The sequence below is a fragment of the Pseudotabrizicola alkalilacus genome (assembly GCF_003443995.1).
GTDB classification, from domain to species: domain Bacteria; phylum Pseudomonadota; class Alphaproteobacteria; order Rhodobacterales; family Rhodobacteraceae; genus Pseudotabrizicola; species Pseudotabrizicola alkalilacus.
Genome location: NZ_QWEY01000012.1, coordinates 104,151 through 124,636 on the forward strand (window position 1 = coordinate 104,151; position 20,486 = coordinate 124,636).

At 63.8% G+C, this 20,486-nt stretch carries 18 protein-coding genes; 3 read left to right on the forward strand and 15 right to left on the reverse strand.

Annotated elements, in window-relative coordinates; genetic code table 11:
- Positions 1–68 precede the first annotated feature (68 nt).
- Genes D1012_RS18465 through hutI form a run of 5 tightly spaced genes read right to left on the reverse strand, consistent with a single transcriptional unit; the run spans position 69 to position 5,806 of the window.
- Positions 69–587, reverse strand: coding sequence for a HutD/Ves family protein (locus tag D1012_RS18465; RefSeq protein WP_118155610.1), 519 nt, complete (start codon positions 585–587; stop codon positions 69–71).
- Positions 584–2,269 (reverse strand): urocanate hydratase, encoded by a 1,686-nt coding sequence (gene hutU / locus D1012_RS18470; RefSeq protein WP_118155611.1) that lies wholly within the window; start codon positions 2,267–2,269, stop codon positions 584–586. Before hutU ends, D1012_RS18465 begins: the two co-directional genes overlap by 4 nt.
- Before the next feature lie 11 nt (positions 2,270–2,280).
- Positions 2,281–3,075: an N-formylglutamate deformylase gene (gene hutG, locus D1012_RS18475; protein ID WP_118155637.1), complete on the reverse strand. Its 795-nt coding sequence runs from the start codon at positions 3,073–3,075 to the stop codon at positions 2,281–2,283.
- Positions 3,075–4,607, reverse strand: coding sequence for a histidine ammonia-lyase (hutH, locus tag D1012_RS18480; RefSeq protein WP_118155612.1), 1,533 nt, complete (start codon positions 4,605–4,607; stop codon positions 3,075–3,077). The genes hutG and hutH overlap by 1 nt, the downstream gene beginning before the upstream one ends.
- The gene (gene hutI, locus D1012_RS18485; RefSeq protein WP_118155613.1) at positions 4,604–5,806 is read right to left on the reverse strand and encodes an imidazolonepropionase; all 1,203 of its coding nucleotides are present in this window, start codon (positions 5,804–5,806) and stop codon (positions 4,604–4,606) included. The genes hutH and hutI overlap by 4 nt, the downstream gene beginning before the upstream one ends.
- A 109-nt stretch (positions 5,807–5,915) precedes the next feature.
- Between hutI and D1012_RS18490 the strand changes: the two genes are divergently transcribed.
- On the forward strand, positions 5,916–7,247 hold the full coding sequence (locus tag D1012_RS18490; protein WP_118155614.1) for a formimidoylglutamate deiminase: 1,332 nt from the start codon (positions 5,916–5,918) through the stop codon (positions 7,245–7,247).
- A gap of 76 nt (positions 7,248–7,323) precedes the next feature.
- Here the strand turns inward: D1012_RS18490 and D1012_RS18495 are convergent, their stop codons facing one another.
- The 9 genes from D1012_RS18495 to mutM form a co-directional block, all read right to left on the reverse strand.
- Positions 7,324–7,524, reverse strand: coding sequence for a hypothetical protein (locus D1012_RS18495; RefSeq protein ID WP_118155615.1), 201 nt, complete (start codon positions 7,522–7,524; stop codon positions 7,324–7,326).
- A gap of 204 nt (positions 7,525–7,728) precedes the next feature.
- Positions 7,729–10,179, reverse strand: a complete 2,451-nt coding sequence (gene gyrB, locus D1012_RS18500) for a DNA topoisomerase (ATP-hydrolyzing) subunit B (protein WP_118155616.1) — start codon at positions 10,177–10,179, stop codon at positions 7,729–7,731.
- An 81-nt stretch (positions 10,180–10,260) separates the two neighbouring features.
- The gene (locus tag D1012_RS18505; protein ID WP_118155617.1) at positions 10,261–10,881 is read right to left on the reverse strand and encodes a LysE family translocator; all 621 of its coding nucleotides are present in this window, start codon (positions 10,879–10,881) and stop codon (positions 10,261–10,263) included.
- Complete coding sequence (recF, locus tag D1012_RS18510) at positions 10,878–11,966, reverse strand: DNA replication/repair protein RecF (protein WP_118155618.1); 1,089 nt, start codon at positions 11,964–11,966, stop codon at positions 10,878–10,880. Before recF ends, D1012_RS18505 begins: the two co-directional genes overlap by 4 nt.
- 68 nt (positions 11,967–12,034) lie before the next feature.
- A complete protein-coding gene (gene dnaN / locus D1012_RS18515) occupies positions 12,035–13,153 on the reverse strand; it encodes a DNA polymerase III subunit beta (RefSeq protein WP_118155619.1) in 1,119 nt (372 codons plus the stop codon).
- Positions 13,154–13,369: 216 nt separating this feature from the next.
- Positions 13,370–14,731, reverse strand: coding sequence for a chromosomal replication initiator protein DnaA (gene dnaA / locus D1012_RS18520; RefSeq protein ID WP_233517177.1), 1,362 nt, complete (start codon positions 14,729–14,731; stop codon positions 13,370–13,372).
- A 526-nt stretch (positions 14,732–15,257) separates the two neighbouring features.
- Positions 15,258–15,533 (reverse strand): 30S ribosomal protein S20, encoded by a 276-nt coding sequence (rpsT, locus tag D1012_RS18525; RefSeq protein WP_103332077.1) that lies wholly within the window; start codon positions 15,531–15,533, stop codon positions 15,258–15,260.
- A gap of 153 nt (positions 15,534–15,686) precedes the next feature.
- Entirely contained in the window at positions 15,687–16,463 is a 777-nt protein-coding gene (locus D1012_RS18530) for an enoyl-CoA hydratase (protein ID WP_118155621.1), read from the reverse strand.
- Between the two features lie 60 nt (positions 16,464–16,523).
- Complete coding sequence (gene mutM / locus D1012_RS18535; RefSeq protein WP_118155638.1) at positions 16,524–17,375, reverse strand: bifunctional DNA-formamidopyrimidine glycosylase/DNA-(apurinic or apyrimidinic site) lyase; 852 nt, start codon at positions 17,373–17,375, stop codon at positions 16,524–16,526.
- Positions 17,376–17,484: 109 nt separating this feature from the next.
- On the opposite strand from mutM, the gene ubiE reads away from it, so the two are divergent.
- Positions 17,485–18,237: a bifunctional demethylmenaquinone methyltransferase/2-methoxy-6-polyprenyl-1,4-benzoquinol methylase UbiE gene (gene ubiE / locus D1012_RS18540; RefSeq protein ID WP_118155622.1), complete on the forward strand. Its 753-nt coding sequence runs from the start codon at positions 17,485–17,487 to the stop codon at positions 18,235–18,237.
- Entirely contained in the window at positions 18,238–19,767 is a 1,530-nt protein-coding gene (gene ubiB / locus D1012_RS18545) for a 2-polyprenylphenol 6-hydroxylase (protein ID WP_118155623.1), read from the forward strand.
- A 55-nt stretch (positions 19,768–19,822) separates the two neighbouring features.
- Here ubiB and D1012_RS18550 read toward each other — a convergent pair whose 3' ends face one another.
- On the reverse strand, positions 19,823–20,476 hold the full coding sequence (locus tag D1012_RS18550; RefSeq protein WP_118155624.1) for a flagellar hook capping FlgD N-terminal domain-containing protein: 654 nt from the start codon (positions 20,474–20,476) through the stop codon (positions 19,823–19,825).
- Positions 20,477–20,486: the final 10 nt, after the last annotated feature.

Genomic DNA, 20,486 nt, shown 5'->3' on the forward strand with positions numbered 1-20,486 from the left:
AGTATTTTTTCCAAGATGAAATCCCTGCCGTGTCATCTTGGCCCAAATACTCACCGATGGCGCAAGGGTCAGGCGCGCGGCAGATGAATCGCGATGACAGGCGTACCGATCAGGTGCGCCACAAGGTCAGTCTCTGCCAAATCCAGATCCACCAGATCCAGCCGCGCCAGACCGGCGGCGGGCGCCAGCAGCATGGCAAAGCGCGCATCGGCTGTGAGCGGCCCGACAGTGACCTGTGCCTGTAGCGGGCGGCGGGTCATCACGTTGAAATCAAGGAGGGGCGAGCCGTCCAGCCGCGCCGTGCAAGGCGCATCGCCGGCAAAGGCAAGAGCGCTGCCGGGGGCAAGGGGATGGTCTGTGCCGTCAAAGGTCAGCACCATCGCCCCGCCCTCGATCACCGTCAGCACCCGGTCCACCCCTGGGAACAGCGAGAACGGGCCGGAGCGATCCACCCGCGCCGTGCTCAGGCGCAGGGTGAAATCGTCAAATCCGGCCCCTTCGGGCCAGCACAGAATCTCCGCCGTCTCACCGCCGCCGTTCTTCCACGGGCGAAAGACGCGGGCGGCGGCGGGGTAGATCCCGCTCATCCGAGGCCCGGCAGGCGCAGCCCGTGGTCGGCAGCACACTCGCGGGCGATGTCATAGCCTGCATCGGCATGGCGCATCACGCCCGTGGCCGGGTCGTTCCACAACACCCGATCCAGCCGCTTCGCGGCCTCATCGGTGCCATCGGCGACGATCACCACCCCGGCGTGCTGGCTGAACCCCATGCCCACGCCGCCGCCATGGTGCAGCGACACCCAGGTCGCCCCGCCCGCCACGTTGAGCATCGCGTTCAGCAAGGGCCAATCCGACACCGCATCCGACCCGTCCTTCATGGCTTCCGTCTCGCGGTTGGGGCTGGCCACCGAGCCGGAGTCCAGATGATCCCGCCCGATCACCACCGGCGCTTTCAGCTCGCCCGAACGCACCATTTCGTTCAGCATCAGACCGGCGCGATGGCGGTCGCCAAGCCCGATCCAGCAGATCCGCGCGGGCAGGCCCTGAAATGCGATCCGGTCTGCGGCCATATCCAGCCAGCGGTGCAGATGGGCATTGTCGGGGAACAGTTTTTTCATAGCAGCGTCGGTTTTGTAGATATCCTCCGGATCGCCCGACAGCGCCACCCAGCGGAACGGCCCGATGCCCCGGCAGAACAGTGGGCGGATATAGGCGGGCACGAAACCGGGGAAGGCGAAGGCGTTTTCCAGCCCCTCTTCCTTTGCCACCTGCCGGATGTTGTTGCCATAATCCAGTGTCGGCACCCCCGCGTTCCAGAACCCCACCATCGCCGCCACATGGTCGCGCATCGAGGCCCGCGCCGCCGCCTCCACCGCCGCCGGGTCGCTCTCGCGCTTTGCCTGCCATTCGGCAACGGTCCAGCCCTTGGGCAGATAGCCGTTCAACGGATCATGGGCCGAGGTCTGGTCGGTCACGATATCGGGCCGCCCGTTCGGCATCGGCTCCCCTGCCTGCATACGCCGGTAGATCTCGGGGAACACATCTGCCGCATTCCCGATCAGCGCGACCGACTTCGCCTCTCCGGCCTTGGTCCACTGATCAATCAGCGCCAAAGCCTCGTCCAGCGTATGCGCCTTGGCGTCGCAGTACCGGGTGCGGATGCGGAAATCGGCGCGGGTTTCGTCACACTCCACCGCCAGACAGCAAGCCCCCGCCATCACCGCCGCAAGGGGCTGCGCGCCCCCCATGCCGCCAAGGCCAGCGGTCAGGATCCAGCGCCCCTTGAGGCTGCCATCATAATGCTGCCGCCCGGCTTCGGCAAAGGTCTCATAGGTGCCCTGCACGATCCCTTGGGTGCCGATATAGATCCATGATCCGGCGGTCATCTGGCCGTACATCATCAGCCCCTTGCGGTCCAACTCGTGGAAATGCGCCCAGGTCGCCCAATGCGGCACGAGGTTGGAGTTCGCAATCAGCACCCGTGGCGCATCGGCATGGGTGCGAAAAATCCCCACCGGCTTGCCCGATTGCACCAGCAGAGTCTCGTCCGCCTCCAGATCGCGCAGCGCGGCGCAGATGCGGTCAAAATCCTCCCATGTCCGCGCGGCCCGGCCGATGCCGCCATACACCACCAGCTCATGCGGGTTTTCGGCCACATCGGGGTGCAGGTTGTTCATCAGCATGCGCAAGGCCGCTTCGGTCAGCCAGCTTTTGCAGCTGATCTCGGTGCCGGTGGCGGGGTAGATGTCGCGGGTGTTGTGGCGGGTCATGGTGGCCTCCCTCAGCTGTGTGCCAGACGCGGGGCCAGATCGGCCAGCGTGGCAAGGATTTCTGTCAATGTCTTGCGCAGATGGGTCGCGCGCGCGGGGTCCAGCGCAAACGGCGGCTCCTCTGCGCCCAGATGGCTGATCTGCGACAGTTCCATCTGGATCGCATGCACCCCGGTCTCTGGCCGGCCATAGTGCCGCGTGGTCCAGCCGCCCTTGAACCGCCCGTTCAGCACCCATGAATGGCCGGAGGTGGCGGCAATTTGCGTAACCGCCTGTTCCAATGCGGGCGCGCATGTGGTGCCGTTGTTGGTGCCGATGTTCAGCTCGGGCAGGGTGCCCGGAAACAGCCACGGGATTTCCGACCGGATCGAGTGGCAGTCATACAGCACCGCCACCCCATGCCGCGCCCGCACCCTTGCCACTTCAGCCGCAAGGGCCGCGTGATAGGGTCGGTGCACCGCCTCCAGCCAATGCGCCACATCCGCGGCCCCCGGCGGCTGGCTCCAGATCGGCACATTGTCAAAGGTCGTCTCCGGGATCAGCCCGGTTGTGGTCTGGCCGGGGTACAGGCTGACCCCGCTGGGGTCGCGGTTCAGGTCGATCACATAGCGCGACTGTGTGGCCGTCACTGTGGTCAGCCCGGGGATCAGCCCGGCGTAGAGTTCATGGATATGCCAGTCGGTGTCGCGCAGCACCCGGCCCTCGTCGTTCAGCCGCGCCCAGACTTCGGACGGCACTTCGGTGCCAACATGCGGAAACGCCAGAATGACCGGGCCGTCGCCCTCATGCACCTGCACCACCTGCATCACGCCACCCATGGCAGCAGATCTGCCCCCGCCGCCTCCAGCGCGCCCGATGCCACCAGATCGCCCGCTGCTTCCATATCCGAGCCCATGAACCGGTCCGCCTCCAGCGCCGGTATCCGCGCGCGGATCGCCGCAATCGCCGCCTGCAGGCTGGGCGAGGTGGTCAGCGGCCCGCGCAGGCCCACGCCCTGCGCCGCCACCATCGCCTCGACCCCGATGATCCAGTACAGGTTCTGCGTCATTGCCAGCAGCCGCCGCGCGCCATGGCAGGCCATCGAGACATGATCCTCCTGATTGGCCGAGGTGGGCGTGGAATCCACCGAGGCCGGATGTGCCAGCATCTTGTTTTCGCTCATCAACGCCGCCGACGTGACCTCCGCGATCATCAGCCCCGAGTTCAGGCCCGGTGTCGGAGTCAGAAACCCCGGCAGGCCAAAGTTCAGCGCGGGGTCCACCAGCAGCGCGATCCGCCGCTGCGCAATCGCGCCAATCTCGGCCACGGCCAGCGCGGTGATATCGGCGGCAAAGGCCACCGGTTCGGCATGGAAATTGCCGCCCGACACCACCGATCCATCCGACAGCACCAACGGATTGTCGGTCGCGGCATTCGCCTCGATCTCCAGCGTGCGGGCAACGCCCCGCATGATGTCCAGCGCCGCCCCCGCCACCTGCGGATGGCAGCGGATGCAATACGGGTCCTGCACCCGCTCATCGCCCTCCACATGGCTGTCGCGGATCTGACTGCCCGCCAGCAACGCGCGCAAAGACGCCGCCACGTCGATCTGCCCCTGATGCCCGCGCAAGCTGTGGATTTCCGCCGCAAACGGCGCGGTCGATCCCATCGCCGCATCGGTCGACAGGGCCCCGGTGACAATCGCCGCCCGCAAGGCCCGCTCCGCCCGGAACAGCCCCGCGAGCGCCAACGCGGTCGACACCTGCGTGCCGTTGATCAGCGCCAGCCCCTCCTTGGCGGCCAGCACCACCGGGGCCAGCCCGGCACGGGCCAGCGCCTCCGCCCCCGGCAGACGCGCCTCGCCCAGAAACGCCTCACCCTCGCCGATCATCACCGCTGCCATGTGCGCGAGCGGCGCCAGATCACCCGACGCCCCGACCGAGCCCTTTTCCGGGATCACCGGCATCACCCCATGCGCCAGCATTCCCTCCAGCAGGGCGATCACCTCTGGCCTTGTGCCCGAGGCCCCGCGCCCCAGTGACATCAGCTTCAGCGTCAGGATCATCCGCACCACGGCGGTATCCAGCGGCGCACCCACGCCGCAGCAATGCGACAGGATCAGGTTGCGCTGCAACTGCGCCACATCGCCCGCCGCGATGCGGATCGAGGCCAGCTTGCCGAACCCGGTGTTCACTCCGTAGACCGCCGCATCCCCGGCCGCGACCTCGGCAATCCGCGCCGCCGCCCGCGCGACGGCAGGCGCGCAATCGGGCGTCAGCCGGGGCGCGCCGCCCTGCCAGTACAGATCGCGCAACGTCGCCAGCGGCACCGCGCCGGGGGTCAGGATCATTTCGGTCATGCGACCACCTCTCCTTGAAAAATCCGGGCGTGCAGGGGGTTGAACCCGATCCGCGCCACCAGTTGCGCCGGGGTTTCGGCGTCCCAAAGCACCATATCTGCGGCGAGGCCCGGCGCGATCCGCCCGACTTCATCCTGCAATCCCAGTGCCCGCGCCGCATGCGCCGTGATCGCCAGCAAGCATTCCGCTACGGTCAGGCGAAACAGCGTCGCCCCCATGTTCATCGCAAGCAAAATCGAGGTCAGGGGCGAGGTGCCGGGGTTGCAATCTGTCGCCAGCGCCATCGGCACGCCCGCCGCCCGAAACGCCGCGACCGGCGGCAGCACGGTTTCGCGCAGCGCATAAAACGCCCCCGGCAGCAGCACCGCCACCGTGCCCGACGCCGCCATCGCCTGCGCATCACCTGTCGTCGCATGTTCCAGATGATCCGCCGACAGCGCGCCATAACGCGCGGCAAACGCCGTACCGCCCAGATGCGACAACTGCTCGGCATGGATCTTCACCGGCAGGCCTAGCGCCCGCGCCCGGTCATACAGCGGGGCCAGTTGCGCGGGGGTAAAGGCGATCCCCTCGCAAAAACTGTCGACCGCATCGACCAGCCCCTCGGCATGTGCCGCCTCCAGCCCCGCAATCGCCACTTCGGCGATATAGGCCTCGGGCCGCGCGTCATACTCCGGCGGCAGGGCATGGGCGGCCAGCCATGTGGTGCAGACCCGCACCTGCCGCGCGTGGCCCAGGGCCCGCGCCGCGCGCAGCATGGTCAGTTCCGCCGCGACCGACAGGCCATAGCCCGACTTTACCTCAATGGTACACACGCCTTCGGCCAGCAGATGATCCAGCCGGGGCAGGCTGGCTGCAACCAACGCCTCGACGCTCATCGCCCGCGTGGCGCGCATGCTGGCCTTGATGCCGCCACCCGCCTGCGCAATCTGCGTATAGGGCACGCCGACGAGCCGCATCTCGAACTCGTTGGCCCGGTCGCCGCCAAAGATGATATGGCTATGGCAATCCACCGGGGCAGGGGTCAGCAACCGCCCGCCACAATCGACGATCCTGTGACCGTCGCGCGCCAGCCCCGGCCCCACCGCCACAATCCGCCCGCCTTGCGTCAGCACCTCCAGCGCCCCCGCTTCGGGCGCGCGGTCAATGCTGCCGTCAGCGGTGACAATCCGTGCATTGGTCCATAGCGTGGCGATCATCGCGGCCCCCCCCTGATGCGGCACAGGAATCTGCTTCCTTTGCGCTTTGATTAAGTATATACATATTATGGATCGCCTGCATAGCCCCCTTGCCAAAGGAACGCCTGCCATGACCCTGCATGCAAAAACCGCCCTGCTCCCCGATGGCTGGGCGCGCGATGTGCGGCTGGTGCTGCGGGCGGGCCGGATTGACAGCGTTGCCACCGGCACGCCGCCCCAGCCCGGCGACCACCGCGCCGGCATCCTGATTCCCGGTCTGCCCAACCTGCACAGCCACGCGTTTCAGCGCGGCTTTTCCGGCCTGACCGAACAGCGCGGCCCGACCTGCGACAGCTTCTGGACCTGGCGCGAGATGATGTACCGCTTCGCGCTTTCCCTGACGCCCGAGGCGATGCAGGCCATCGCAGCCCTCGCCTATGCCGAAATGCTGGAGGCTGGCTTTACCCGTGTCGGTGAATTCCACTACCTGCACCACGCCCCAGATGGCCGCGCCTATGACAACCCGGCCGAAATGTCGGCCCGGATCTTTGCTGCGGCGGAAGACACCGGCATCAGCCTGACCCATCTGCCGGTGTTCTACGCCCATGGCGGTTTCGGCCCCAAACCGGCGGGCGAGGGTCAGCGCCGGTTTCTCCACACGCCCGACCGCTTTGCGGATCTGGTGCAGGCCTGCGACGCCATGGCCCGCCCGCAAGACCGCATCGGCCTCGCCCCGCATTCGCTGCGCGCGGCAACGATGGACCAGATCACCGCGCTGGCACAGGCCTTCCCGAACCGACCCTTCCACATCCACATCGCAGAGCAATTGCAAGAGGTGGAGGATTGCGTTGCCTTCACGGGCCAGCGCCCGGTCGAATACCTGCTGACCCATGCCCCCGTCTCCGCCGACTGGTGCCTGATCCACGCCACCCACCTGACCGATGCCGAAGTACAGGGCATCGCCGCGACACAGGCCGTCGCCGGCCTGTGCCCGATCACCGAGGCCAATCTGGGCGACGGCATTTTCCCGGCAGAACCGTTTCTGGCTGCAGGTGGGCGCTTTGGGCTTGGCACCGACAGCAATGTGCAGATCACGGCGGCGGGTGAGGCGCGGATGCTGGAGTATTCCCAACGCCTGCACCACCGCGCCCGCAACGTCTGCGCCGATACCGGCTCCACCGGCGCGCGGCTGTTTCACGGCGCGGCCAGCGGCGGCGCGCACGCCCTCGCCGCCCCCGCCCCGCAGATCACCCCCGGCGCGCCCGCCGATCTGGTCGCGCTGCACGACCTGATGGCGCTGGATATGGCCGATGACCGCCTGCTCGACCGCTGGATCTTTGGCACCGACCTGACCGTGGCCGACGTCTGGGCGCATGGCGCGCATCTGGTGCAAGGCGGCCGCCACATTCACCGCGACCGCATCCGCGATCTGGCCGCTGCCGCCTGCCGCGCGCTGATCTGACCGCAACAGAAAACGCCCGCAGCCAAACGGCTCCGGGCGTCTTTTACAGCACAGCACCCCCGCAAAGGGGCAGGCGTCAGGCTTTGTCAGCCGGTTCCGCGTCGGGCGCAGCGGCCTCGGCTTCAACTTCAACCTCCGCTTCCGGTTCAACCGCTTCCGGCTCGGCGGCGGGACGCGCGCCAAGGGCAAAACGCTTCCACTTGCGCGATTTCGGGCTGCCGGGCTTGCTCAGAAAATCGGTCAGGTCAAACGGCGTCTTTTGCGGGGAATATCCCATGTTCAGGCTCCTGTCAGGCTGGATTCGGTTGGAAACCGGCCGGGACAGAGCCTGCCATGACGCGGCACAAAGACCTTGTGCAGCTTATTCCAAGATGGGGGTCCGGCACCCGTTAAACCAGTGCCACACCACAACAATCGCAGAACCCAAGGGGATCACCCGAAACTTTCCGCGCCGCCCCGCCGCAAAGCACGGCGGCACAGATCAGAAATCCAGATTTTCCACATTCAGCGCGTTTTGCTGAATGAATTCGCGGCGTGGCTCCACCACATCGCCCATCAGCTTGGTGAAAATGTCATCGGCCTCGGCCAGATCGTCCACCTTGACCTGCAACAGGGTGCGCGCCTCGGGGTCCAGCGTGGTTTCCCACAGCTGTTCCGGGTTCATCTCGCCCAGCCCCTTGTAGCGTTGCAGGGTCAGGCCCTTTTCACCCTCGGCCAGAATCGACTTCAAAAGATCGGTGGGCCCGTAAACCAGCTGCTCACGGTCCTTGCGCACCAGCTTGGCCGGGTCGCGGAAGGCGTCGCGGCTGTCGCGCGACACCGTTGACAGCCGCCGCGCCTCGCCCGAGCGCAGAACGGCACCATCCAGCGTCCGCAATTCCTCGACCCCGCGCAGGATGCGCGACAGGCGGATGCCGTGATCCTGGGTGATCCGGCCCGCCCAGCCCTTTTCATACTCCGCTGCGATCAGGTTCAGACGGATGGCCACAGTATCGGCCACCGCCTGCAGATCGGCATCGGCCTGACCGGGGTCAAACGCCCCCGCCAAAGCTGCCTGTTCCAGCAGATTGCGCGGATAGTTGGTCGGGAACGACTCCAGCACCCGGCGGAACTGCCGTGCGCCGTTGATCACACGGCGCAGGTCTTCGCCCGCCAGTTCCTCGCCATTGCCGAGCCGCAGAATCGCGCCATCCAGCCCCATGTCGATCAGGTAATCTTCCAGACCCGCCTGATCCTTGATGTAGACTTCGGACTTGCCGCGCGCCACTTTGTACAGCGGTGGCTGCGCGATATAGAGGTATCCGCCTTCGATCAGCTCCGGCATCTGCCGGAAAAAGAACGTCAGAATCAGGGTCCGGATATGCGCGCCATCCACATCGGCGTCGGTCATGATCACGACCTTGTGGTAGCGCAGCTTCTTGATGTCAAACTCGTCGCGGCCAATCCCGGTGCCCAGTGCGGTGATCAGCGTGCCGATCTCCTGGCTGGCCAGCATCCGGTCAAACCGCGCGCGCTCCACGTTCAGGATCTTGCCCTTCAGCGGCAACACCGCCTGATTGGAGCGTGAGCGTCCCTGTTTTGCCGAACCGCCAGCCGAATCCCCCTCGACGAGAAAGATTTCAGATTTCGCCGGGTCACGTTCCTGACAATCGGCCAGCTTGCCGGGCAGCGATGCCACATCCAGCGCCGTCTTGCGCCGCGTCAGCTCGCGCGCCTTGCGCGCTGCTTCCCGTGCGAGGGCCGCCTCGATGATCTTGCCGACAATGATCTTTGCCTGCGCCGGGTTTTCCTCAAACCACTCCGCCAGCTTTTCGTTCACCAGATTCTCGACCGCAGGCCGCACCTCGGAACTGACCAGCTTGTCCTTGGTCTGGCTGGAGAATTTCGGGTCCGGCACCTTGACCGACAACACACAGGTCAGCCCCTCGCGGGCGTCATCGCCGGTGAAATCAATCTTTTCCTTCTTCGCAATCCCCTTGGCCTGCGCATAGCCGTTGATGGTCCGCGTCAGCGCGCCCCGGAACCCGGCAAGGTGGGTGCCGCCATCGCGCTGCGGGATGTTGTTGGTAAACGGCAGCACCATCTCGTTGTAACTGTCATTCCACCACATCGCGACTTCAACGGTCATGCCATTGCGCTCGCCAATCATATAGATCGGCTCGGCCATGATCGACGATTTGGAGCGGTCGAGGTATTTCACATACTCCCGCACCCCGCCTTCATAGAACAGCTCGGTGTGCAGCGGCTCTGCCGGGCGGTCATCCTCGACAATGATCCGCACGCCCGAGTTCAGAAACGCCAGCTCCCGCAGCCGGTTTTCCAGCGTCTTGAAGCTGTACTCCAGGTTCGAGAACGTCCCCTCCGGAATGTTGGTCTTGGCGCTGGCCAGAAACCGCACCTCGGTCCCCCGCATTCCGGGTGCCGGACCAATGGCGCGCACATGTTCCACGCATTCGCCATGCTCAAACCGCGCCCGATACTCGGTCTCATCGCGCCAGACGGTCAGCTCCAGCCATTCCGACAGCGCGTTGACCACCGAAACGCCCACGCCATGCAACCCGCCGGAAACCTTATAGGCGTTGCCCGAGTCGTCGGTGTTGTTGAACTTGCCGCCCGCATGCAGCTGGGTCATGATGACCTCTGCCGCCGACACGCCTTCTTCCTGATGGATATCCACCGGAATCCCGCGCCCGTTGTCACGTACCGATACGCTGGAATCCGCGTGGATCTTGACCGTTACCGCCGTTGCATGCCCGGCCAGCGCCTCGTCGATGCCGTTGTCCACCACCTCATAAACCATGTGGTGCAGACCCGACCCGTCATCGGTGTCACCAATGTACATGCCAGGGCGTTTGCGAACCGCCTCTAACCCCTTGAGAACCTTGATAGAATCGGCGCCGTATTCGGCGGGTTTGCGGGCAGCTTCGGCCATGCGTCATGAACCCCAAATAATGTGTGCGACTTATACCGCCGGGGGCGGGGAATGTCACCCCTGCGACACAAGATTTGGGGGTCAGCTAAAGGGAATCACACATCCCACCGCAATCAGCAAAACCCCCGAGACCACATTCAGCCGCCGAAGCGCCGCCGGGCTGCGCAGCAACTGCCGTGCGCGGTCCAGAAACAGCGCCAACCCCAGATTGCCCAGCATCGGGATCAGCGCCGAAACCAGCAGAATCGCGGCAATATCCCAGGCGTTCACACGCGAAAGATCAAAGAACCCCGGCAGAAACCCCATGTAGAACAGAATGGCCTTGGGGTTGCCGATCACCGCCGCCACGCCGACCGAAAACCCGGCCCAGACGCCGGGCCGCGTCATCCGGCTGTCCGCCCCCGGCACCGCCGCCGGTTTGCGCAGCAGCAGCACCCCCATCACCACAAACACCGCCGCCGCGATCCAGCGCAGCACCTCCAGCAGATCGCCATAGAGCGACAGCACCCAGGCCAGCCCCAGAATCGCGCAGAGCGGCCAGATCAGATCCCCCAGCGCCACGCCCACTGCCAGCGGCCAGGCCCCCGCCATGCCGCCCGACAGCGCCCGCGCGGTCAGCGCCACCCAGACCGGGCCGGGGATCACCCACAGCCCGACCATGGCCAGCGCGTATAGCGCCAGCTGATGCAATGTCACCGTCATCCCGTCACCTCTGATACGCCGCCCGCTTCGGTCACGGCCACGCTTTGCGCTCGCGCGCCCAGACTGTCAAACAGCCCCGGCTCTGTTCCCGTCATCAGTGCCTGCGCCCCCAGCGCACAAATCTCGTCGTACAGGGCCGCACGCCGGGCCGCATCCAGATGCGCTGCCACCTCGTCCAGCAGCACCACCGGCGCGCGGCCCAGATCGGCACGCAGCGCCCGCGCATTCGCGAGGATCAGGCTGATCAGCAAGGCCTTCTGCTCCCCGGTCGAACATTGCCCCGCCGCCACTCCCTTGGCCGCGTAAACCGCCGCCAGATCCACCCGGTGCGGCCCCTGCAAGGTCCGCCCCGCCGCCATGTCGCGCGCCCGCCCCCCGGCCAGAACCAGCGCCAGATCGTCATAGCTGCCCTCAGGGTGCACCAGTGCCAGATCGGCGCGCGGAAACGCCGTCTCTGCCCCGTCCTGCGCCAGCGCCAGCCGGTCCAGCGCCGCCGCGCGGCCCGCGTCGATCAGCCCCGCCGCCTCGGCCATCCGCGCCTCAACCACGCCGTACCAGTGCGCATCGCGCACCTGATCCTTCAGCAGCCGGTTGCGCTCGCGCATCGCCTTGTCATAGGCCAGCACCGCCTCGCCATGGTCGGGGGTAAAGCTCAGGGTGATCCGGTCCAGAAACCGCCGTCGCCCCTCGGCGGCCTCGATCCACAGCCGGTCCATCGCGGGCACCAGCCACAAAATGCGCAGCACCCGGCCCAGCATGGCCTGGGTGGCCGCCTTGCCGTCGATCCGCACCACCCGCGCATCGGTGCCTTCGGCAAAGGTCACCACATCATGCGGCGCGTCCAGCCCATCGACTTCAGCCGAGATTTTCCAGCCAATCGCTTCGGGACGCCGCGCCAACTCCTCCGCTCCCGCCCGCCGCAATCCGCGACCGGGCGACAACAGCGACACCGCCTCCAGAATATTGGTCTTGCCTGCCCCGTTCGGGCCATGAATGGCCACAGGCCGCCCGTCAAAGGCAAGCCGCGTCAGGCCATGGCTGCGGAACTGCGACAGCACCAGCGATGTTATGGCCAAGCCGCCCAACCGCCGCCCTCATTTTCTGTCTGGAAATATCCCGGGGGTCCGGGGGCTGGCCCCCGGATCGACCGATGTTACACGCGCATCGGCATCACGACATAGATCGCGCTGGTATCATTCCCCTCGCGCATCAAGGTCGGGTCGCCGGAAGAGTTGAACAGGAACACCGCATTTTCCCGGTCCACCTGCGACGCAATCTCCAGCAGATACTTGGCGTTAAAGCCAATCTCCAGCCGCTCATCGCTATAGGCCACGGCCAGTTCTTCCTCGGCCGCGCCCGAATCCGGGGCGTTGACCGACAGGATCAGGCGGTCCTCGTCCAGCGACAGCTTGACCGCGCGGCTGCGCTCGCTCGACACGGTGGCCACGCGGTCCACCGCCTTGGCAAATTCGCTGGCGTCCACTTCCAGCCGCCGTGTGTTCCCGGTCGGAATCACGCGGGTATAATCGGGGAAGGTGCCGTCGATGACCTTCGATGTCAGGGTAATGGCGGGCGTGGCAAAGCGGATTTTGGTCTCCGATACCGAAACCGCAATCGTGGCCTCGTCATCATCCAGCAGTTTGCGCAACTCGTTCACGGTTTTGCGCGGCACGATCACGCCGGGCATTCCGGTCGCGCCTTCGGGCAGGGGCGTATCAATCCGCGCCAGCCGGTGACCGTCGGTTGCCACAGCGCGCAGCACCTGACCCTCTTCGCCGGTCGAGACATGCAGATACACGCCATTCAGATAATAGCGGGTTTCCTCGGTCGAGATTGCAAATTTCGCCTTGTCGAACAGCCGCCGCAGATCAGACGCCTTGGCCGAGAAATTCGACGAATACTCAGACGTTGCCATCACCGGAAAATCTTCTTTCGGCAGCGTGGCAAGGCTGAACGACGACCGCCCCGCCATGATCGACAACCGGCCCGAGGCCGGATCTTCGGTCAGGTTGACCAGCGCGCCATCGGGCAGTTTGCGCACGATCTCGTGCAGCATCACCGCCGAAACCGTGGTCGCACCGGGGCGTTCCACCATGGCCGGGGCCCGGTCCACCACCTCGATGTCCAGATCGGTGGCGCGGAAAGACACCTGCGCGCCTTCGGCCTCGATCAGCACATTGGCCAGGATCGGAATGGTGTTGCGCCGCTCCACCACAGACTGCGCCTGAGCCAGGGCCTTGAGCAATGTGCCGCGTTCAATCGAAAGCTTCATCTTCCATCCCCCTGTCGGGCCGTCTAAGGGACGCCGACAATACCCGTTTTTCGCGGGTTCACAAGTGTTTGAACCGACATTGTGTGGCTTTGCGGGCAAGGTCAAGGCCCAGAGGCTGCCTTACTGCCAAGCCGTTAAGTTTCCCTTAAAGTCAAAATGCAAGTCTTTGAAAACAAAGGGGCTGCCCTGATGTAACACAGTGGGCAGCCCTTGCCCTCAGCTTTGCAGCAACCGCTTCAACAGCTGCACATCATCGGCCAGCTGCCCGTCAGCCGCCATCAGCTCCTCGATCTTGCGGACCCCGTGCATGATCGTTGTGTGGTCCCGCCCGCCAAAGCGGCGGCCAATTTCCGGCAAGCTCCGGCTGGTCATCTGCTTGGACAGATACATCGCCACCTGCCGCGGCCGCGCGATCGTCCGCAGCCGTTTGGGCCCGATCATGTCCGACAGCCGGACATTGTAATGCTCGGCCACCTTGCGCTGGATTTCCTCAATCGTCAGCCGCTTTTCCGAAGACCGCAGGATATCGGACAGGCATTCCTGAACCAGATCCAGATTGATCTCCCGCCCGACAAGGCTGGCAAAGGCAAAGAGCCGCATCAAAGCGCCTTCCAGCACCCGGACGTTGGTGGTGATCCGGTGCGCCAGAAACTCCAGCACCCCCGGCGCCATCGTCAGGCCACGGTACTGGTTGGAATAATGCTCCAGCTTGGCCTGAAGGATCCCCAGCCGCAGCTCGTAATCGGTCGGGTGCAGGTCCACCACCAGCCCGCATTGCAGGCGCGAGCGGATGCGTTCCTCCAGATCCTTGATCTCACCCGGCGCGCGGTCAGCCGAAATCACGATCTGCTTGTTCTGATCGACCAGCGCGTTGAAGGTATGAAAAAACTCCTCCTGCGTGCTGTCCTTGCCGGCGATGAACTGCACGTCATCGACCATCAGCACGTCAACCGAACGGAACAATTCCTTGAAGTCCATGATCTGCCGGTCGCGCAGCGCCTGAACAAAGCGGTACATGAACTGCTCGGCCGACAGGTACAGCACATGCAGGTCAGGACGGCTGAACTTCAACTCATGGGCAATGGCGTGCATCAGGTGGGTTTTCCCCAAGCCAACGCCGCCATACAGAAACAGCGGGTTAAAAGTGACCGGCCCGCCCTCGGCCACCCGGCGGGCGGCGGCGTGGGCCAGTTCGTTCGGCTTGCCGACCACGAAATTGTCAAAGGTAAAGCGCTGCTCCAGCTGCGCGCCGGTGACTTCATCTACCCCGTCCAGCCGCGCCCGCGCTGTCTTGGCAGCCCGCGCCGCAGGACGCGCTGCCGGTGCCCGGTCAGACACCGCGCCAACAGTGAACTCCACCCGTTCGACCGGCGATCCGGCAACGGCAAGCTCACCACGGATATGGTCGGCAAAATTGCGCGACACCCAGTCGCCGAAAAATGTCGTAGGCACTTCAAAACTGGCGACGCCGTTTTTCAGGTGCGACAGGCGAAGCGGCTCGATCCATGTTGTGTAGTTGTTCTTCCCGACCCTCTTGATCAGTTCTTCCCGAACCTGTCCCCACGTCTCGTTCGTCATTCGCTTTGACCTGTTATTTTTATGCCCGTCCCCTCCGGTTTCCCGGTCGGGCTTGTTTCTCACGCACACCCCGTACACCCGATTTCCCGGCCAGCCTTGCCTGCACCTCATGCAGGAAGGGCTGACCCGAAACCGGATCAGGTAAGGACACATTACAGAACGACAGCGCTGGCCCCGAAAAGCCAACCCTGTAGAACCACCTGAGTGCGGAAAAGACCGCAGACAGCATAACACATTGATCTTTAACAAAAACTGACGGCAAAGCTGGCAGCAAGGCCCTTCAGTTTGTTGCGCAAGACCGCGTCATGTCCCCCAAGACGAAGTGAATCGCCTGTGGAAGCTAGCAAGCCGACAGGTGCTTTCGCAACCGAACTATTAAGTTGACAGACGAATGAACTCTGCGAATCCGGGGGCTCTGGCAAATCGGCAACGTGCAGGCGGAAAAGCGCCTGAAAACCCGTGAGAGGCATGAAAAAAGGGCGCCCTCTGAAGAGGACGCCCTTGACACAAAATTGATAAGAACGACTCAGGCAGCCGGGGTCGACAGGGCTTTGACGCGCGACGACAGGCGCGAGATTTTGCGCGAGACGGTGTTCTTGTGCAGCACGCCTTTGGTCACGCCGCGGGCCAGTTCTGGCTGTGCGTTTTTCAGCGCTTCGACAGCAGCTTCGGAGTTGCCCGAAGCGATTGCCTCTTCGACTTTACGGACAAAGGTACGGATGCGCGAACGGCGGGCTTTGTTCACGGCATAGCGCGCCTCGGACTGGCGGGCGCGTTTTTTGGACTGTTCACTATTTGCCATTTGGTGGCCTTTCCTGGGTCTGATTCAATGCGATCGCACGAAAGCCCCAAGGCCCCACCTTATAGGAGGGGATGATTCTTGCCTAAGCGGGCCCACGCGCATGTGGGGCGGCATATAGGATGGTTTGCCCCGAAAGAAAATAGGAAAAACCGCTTACTTGTCGCGGAACTGCGGCTGACGCTTTTCCAGAAACGCGGCCATGCCCTCTTTCTGGTCTTCGGTGGCGAACATCGCGTGGAATACCCGGCGCTCGAACAGCAAACCTTCGGCCAGCGTGGTTTCCTGCGCCCGGTTGACGCATTCCTTGACCGCCATCGACGACAGCAGCGATTTTTCCACGATCTTGTCGGCGATCTTCATCACTTCGGTCATCAGATCCTTGGCCGGAAACACCCGGCTGACCAGACCGCAGCGCTCGGCCTCGGCCGATTCCATGAAGCGGCCGGTCAGATGCATGTCCATCGACTTGGACTTGCCGACAAAGCGGGTCAGACGCTGGGTGCCGCCCATGCCTGCCACGATGCCAAGGTTGATCTCGGGCTGACCGAATTTTGCGGTGTCAGAGGCGATGATGAAATCGCTCAGCATCGCCAGCTCACATCCGCCGCCCAGACAATAGCCGGAAACAGCAGCAATGATGGGCTTGCGTACCTGACCGATGATCTCGGCCTCGACGCCGAAGAGGTTGTCGAAATACACCTCGGTAAAGGTCTTTTCGGCCATTTCCTTGACATCAGCACCCGCGGCAAAAGCCTTTTCCGACCCGGTCAGCACGATGACGCGGACGTTGTCATCGCGGTCAGCCGCTTGCACTGCACTGGCCAGTTCCTTCATCAGCTTGGAATTCAGCGCGTTCAGCGCGTCGGGGCGGTTCAGCCGGATCAGGGAAACATAGTCCTCGACCTCGACGATCAGGGTATCATAGGCCATGCGCGGGCTCCACGGTTGGGCGATGCGGTGACTCCTAGCAGTATCTTGCCTGATGGCAAGTCAACGCTGGCATATCGGGCAATAGAACGAGGACCGCCCGGACTGCACCATCCGCTCGATTTTTGCGCTGCAGCCGGGGGTTACGCAGGGCTGGCCTTCGCGGTCATAGACCTGAAAGCTGTGCTGGAAATATCCCAGCTCACCATCGGCCTGACGAAAATCGCGCAGGCTGCTGCCGCCAGCCTCGATCGCCTCGGCCAGCACCTCGCGGATGATGGGAACAAGAGCGGCGACCTGTTTGGCCGTAAGCGCGCCTGCTTTGGTCGCGGGCGCGATGCGGGCGCGGTACAGCGTTTCACATACATAGATATTTCCCAGACCAGCCACGATATGCTGATCCAGCAGGGCGGATTTTATCGGCGTGTTCCGCCCTTTGAGCCGGGCGACCAGATAGGATTCGTCAAACGCATTCCCCATCGGTTCCGGCCCCAGCGCGGCAAGCAACGGGTGCGTCTCTGCCGTGGCAGTCGGCATCAGATCCATCGCCCCGAACCGGCGGGCGTCGTTAAACGTGATGCGCGCGCCGCCCGCCATATCCAGCACCACATGGTCATGCTTTTGCGGGGCGGGGTGATCGTGATGAAAACTGCCAAGCATCTGACCGGAAATCAGCATCCGCCCCGACATGCCAAGGTGAATCAGCAAGGTTTCATCGGTGGACAGATCGGCCAGAATATACTTCGACCGCCGCCGCAGGGTATTCACCCGCGCGCCTGTCAGTCGGGCCGCCATGCCCTCGGGAAACGGCCAGCGCAGCCCGTCCCGGTTGACGGTGGCCTGCGCGATGACCTGTCCCTCCATCACCGGCAACAGACCGCGGCGCACGGTTTCAACCTCGGGCAATTCAGGCATGATCGGAAGCTCCTGCTGTTTTGCGCGGTCCACCCCGGACAGGGTGGCGCATTGCAGCCGCGCAGATGCGCCCTATAAGAAGACGGACAGGCAATAAAGGGCAAGGCCCATGACCGACGACGACAAAAGCACTACGCATTTCGGCTATCAGACCGTACCAGAGGCCGACAAGGCCGGGATGGTGCATGGCGTCTTTACGCGGGTGGCCAGCAAATACGACATCATGAACGACCTGATGTCGGTTGGGGTTCACCGTCTGTGGAAAGATGCGATGATGGATTGGCTCGCCCCGCGGCCCGGTCAGCGGCTGCTGGACGTGGCGGGGGGTACGGGTGACGTTGCGTTCCGTTTCCTGAACCGCGCGCCGGGCGCAAGTGCCGTGGTCTGCGACATGACCGAATCGATGCTGATCGCCGGGCGGCAGCGGGCCGAGGCGGACAGTATGGCCGACCGGCTGGGCTGGGTGGTGGGCGATGCGATGGCCTTGCCGTTCGAGAGCAACAGCTTTGACGTATACACAATCAGTTTCGGCATCCGGAACGTGACCCGGATCGCGGATGCACTGTCCGAAGCTTACCGCGTGCTGCGCCCCGGCGGGCGGCTGATGGTGCTGGAGTTCAGTCAGATTCCGAATGAGCTGATGCAAAAGGCCTATGATCTGTATTCGTTCAACGTCATTCCGCTGATGGGGCAGATCGTGGCGGGCGATCGCGACAGCTATCAGTATCTGGTCGAAAGCATCCGCAAATTCCCTGACCAGGAGGCATTTGCCACGATGATCCGTCAGGCGGGTTTTGAGCAGGTAAAATACCGCAATCAGACCATGGGCATCGCCGCCCTTCATTCCGGATGGAAGCTGTAAGTGCGGGGCCCCCACAACATCTGGCGGCTGATCCGCACCCTTGCCACGCTGGAGCGGACCGGGGCCATCGGTGTGGTGCTGGAGGCGTTCCGCGCACCACCACGCCTGCGCTTTGTCGCCCGGATCTTAGGTTGGCCGTTCAAGCCGCTGGGGTTGCGCGGTGATCCTGCGTTGCCACCCGCCACCCGCGCGCTGACCGCCCTTGGCCCGGCCTATATCAAGTTTGGCCAGATTCTGTCGACCCGCCCGGATGTGGTCGGAGATGAACTGTCGCTGCAGCTGAAATATCTGCAGGACAAGTTGCCGCCCTTTCCGATCGAAGTCGCCAAAAAGATGATCCAGGCCGAGCTGGATGTGCCGGTGGATCAGGTATTTCGCGAGTTTTCCGAACCTGTCGCCGCCGCCTCTATCGCGCAGGTCCACAAGGCCTGGCTGATCGAAGACGGGCGCGAGGTTGCCGTCAAAGTGCTGCGGCCGGGGATTGAGCGGGCGTTCCGCAAGGATATCGACGCCTTTTACTTTGCTGCACAAGCCATTGAATTCATTTCCCCCTCGTCGCGCCGTCTGCGCCCGCTCGAGGTGATCCGCCACTTTGAGGGTGTGGTCATGGGAGAGCTGGATTTCCGGCTTGAATCGAGTGCCGCCGCCGAGTTTGCCGCCAATACCGAGGGCGACGCCGGGTTTCAGGTGCCAAGACCGATCTGGTTTCTGTCGGGCCGCAGCGTGATGACTCTGGACTGGGCCGAAGGCATCAGTCTGAATGACAACGACCTGATTGACGCAGCCGGGCATGACCGCAAGGTGCTGGGCGCGCGCGTTTTGCAGCTGTTCCTGAACCATGCATTGCGCGACGGCTATTTTCACGCCGACATGCATCAGGGCAACCTGAAGGTCGCGGCCAATGGCAATATCATTGCCTATGATTTTGGCATCATGGGGCGGATTGATGAGTATACGCGGCGTGTCTATGCGGAAATTCTGTTCGGCTTCATCCGCAAAGATTATCGCCGTGTCGCCGAGGTGCATTTCGAGGCGGGGTATGTGCCTGCTGACCGGGACATTGACGAATTCGCCCGCGCCTTGCGCGCGGTGGGGGAACCGATTTTCGGCATGGATGCCAGCCGGATCTCGATGGCGCGGCTTCTGGCCTATCTGTTCGAAGTCACAGAACGATTTGGTATGGAAACCCGGACTGAACTGATCTTGCTGCAACGCACGATGGTTGTGGTCGAAGGTGTCGCACGCGGTCTGGACCCGCATATCAACATCTGGGAAGTCGCCAAGCCAATCGTTGAAGGCTACATCACCAAGAACATCGGGCCGCGCGCCCTGTTGCGTGATCTGGGCAAGACGGCCCGTGTGCTGGCGCGATTTGGCCCGCGGCTGCCGCAACTGGTGGAGGCGGCGTTGATCGCGCAGGCCGATACGCCAAAGACCGTTCAGGCCAAGCGCAACTGGTGGCCGGTCTGGACCGGCCTGACGGGGGCAGCGATGTTGGCAGCCGGGCTTTGGCTGGGGCAGTTTTTATAGACCTTTTTGCGCACGTTCCGGGCAGGGGCCAAGGCGTTTCATAAAGATTGAAACATTACGGAACCCGCAAGGCTGTAACATCGGTGGCCAGAACCTCAATTCCACCTCGCAGGATGAGTTTGGTTCCACCCGGTCCGCCCCGCGCCTCCAGGATCGGAGCGTAATGCTCCACTGGGGTCGTGGTAAGAAGATCGTCAGAATAATAGCTTTCGAGGGACAGGTTATATATGCCGACCGGAAGCGCCGCGCCGGTCGCGCTGGTGCCGGTCCATTCGTAAGGCTCTGCCGAGACAGGGATATCATCACGCGAGACAACGCGGCTCTGCGAGTCAGTCACCACAAGAACGGCTCGGTTTGCCGCCGCTGCCGGGTTGGGCGACAGGGTGACCGGCCTGCCGTCCATATAGACGGGTGCAGCGGCCCGCGCCTCTTGCCCGACCCAGCCTGCAAGTTGCGCCATGCCCAGCAGCCCAAACTGTGATTGCAGGTTTTCCAGCAGCTGATTGGTGCGCACGGCCTGTTCCACACCGGAAAACGTCGCAAGCTGAACGGCATAATCCGCCGAATCGATCGGGTTCATCGGATCTTGGTTCTGCATCTGCACCGTCAGCATTTTGAGGAATGTCTCAAAGTCGGAACTGGCGAAGGCGGATCGGGGTTGCGATGCGGAGGGTGCAGGTGAGCCGAATTGTGTGCTCAGAGCGTCCATGAAATTTTCC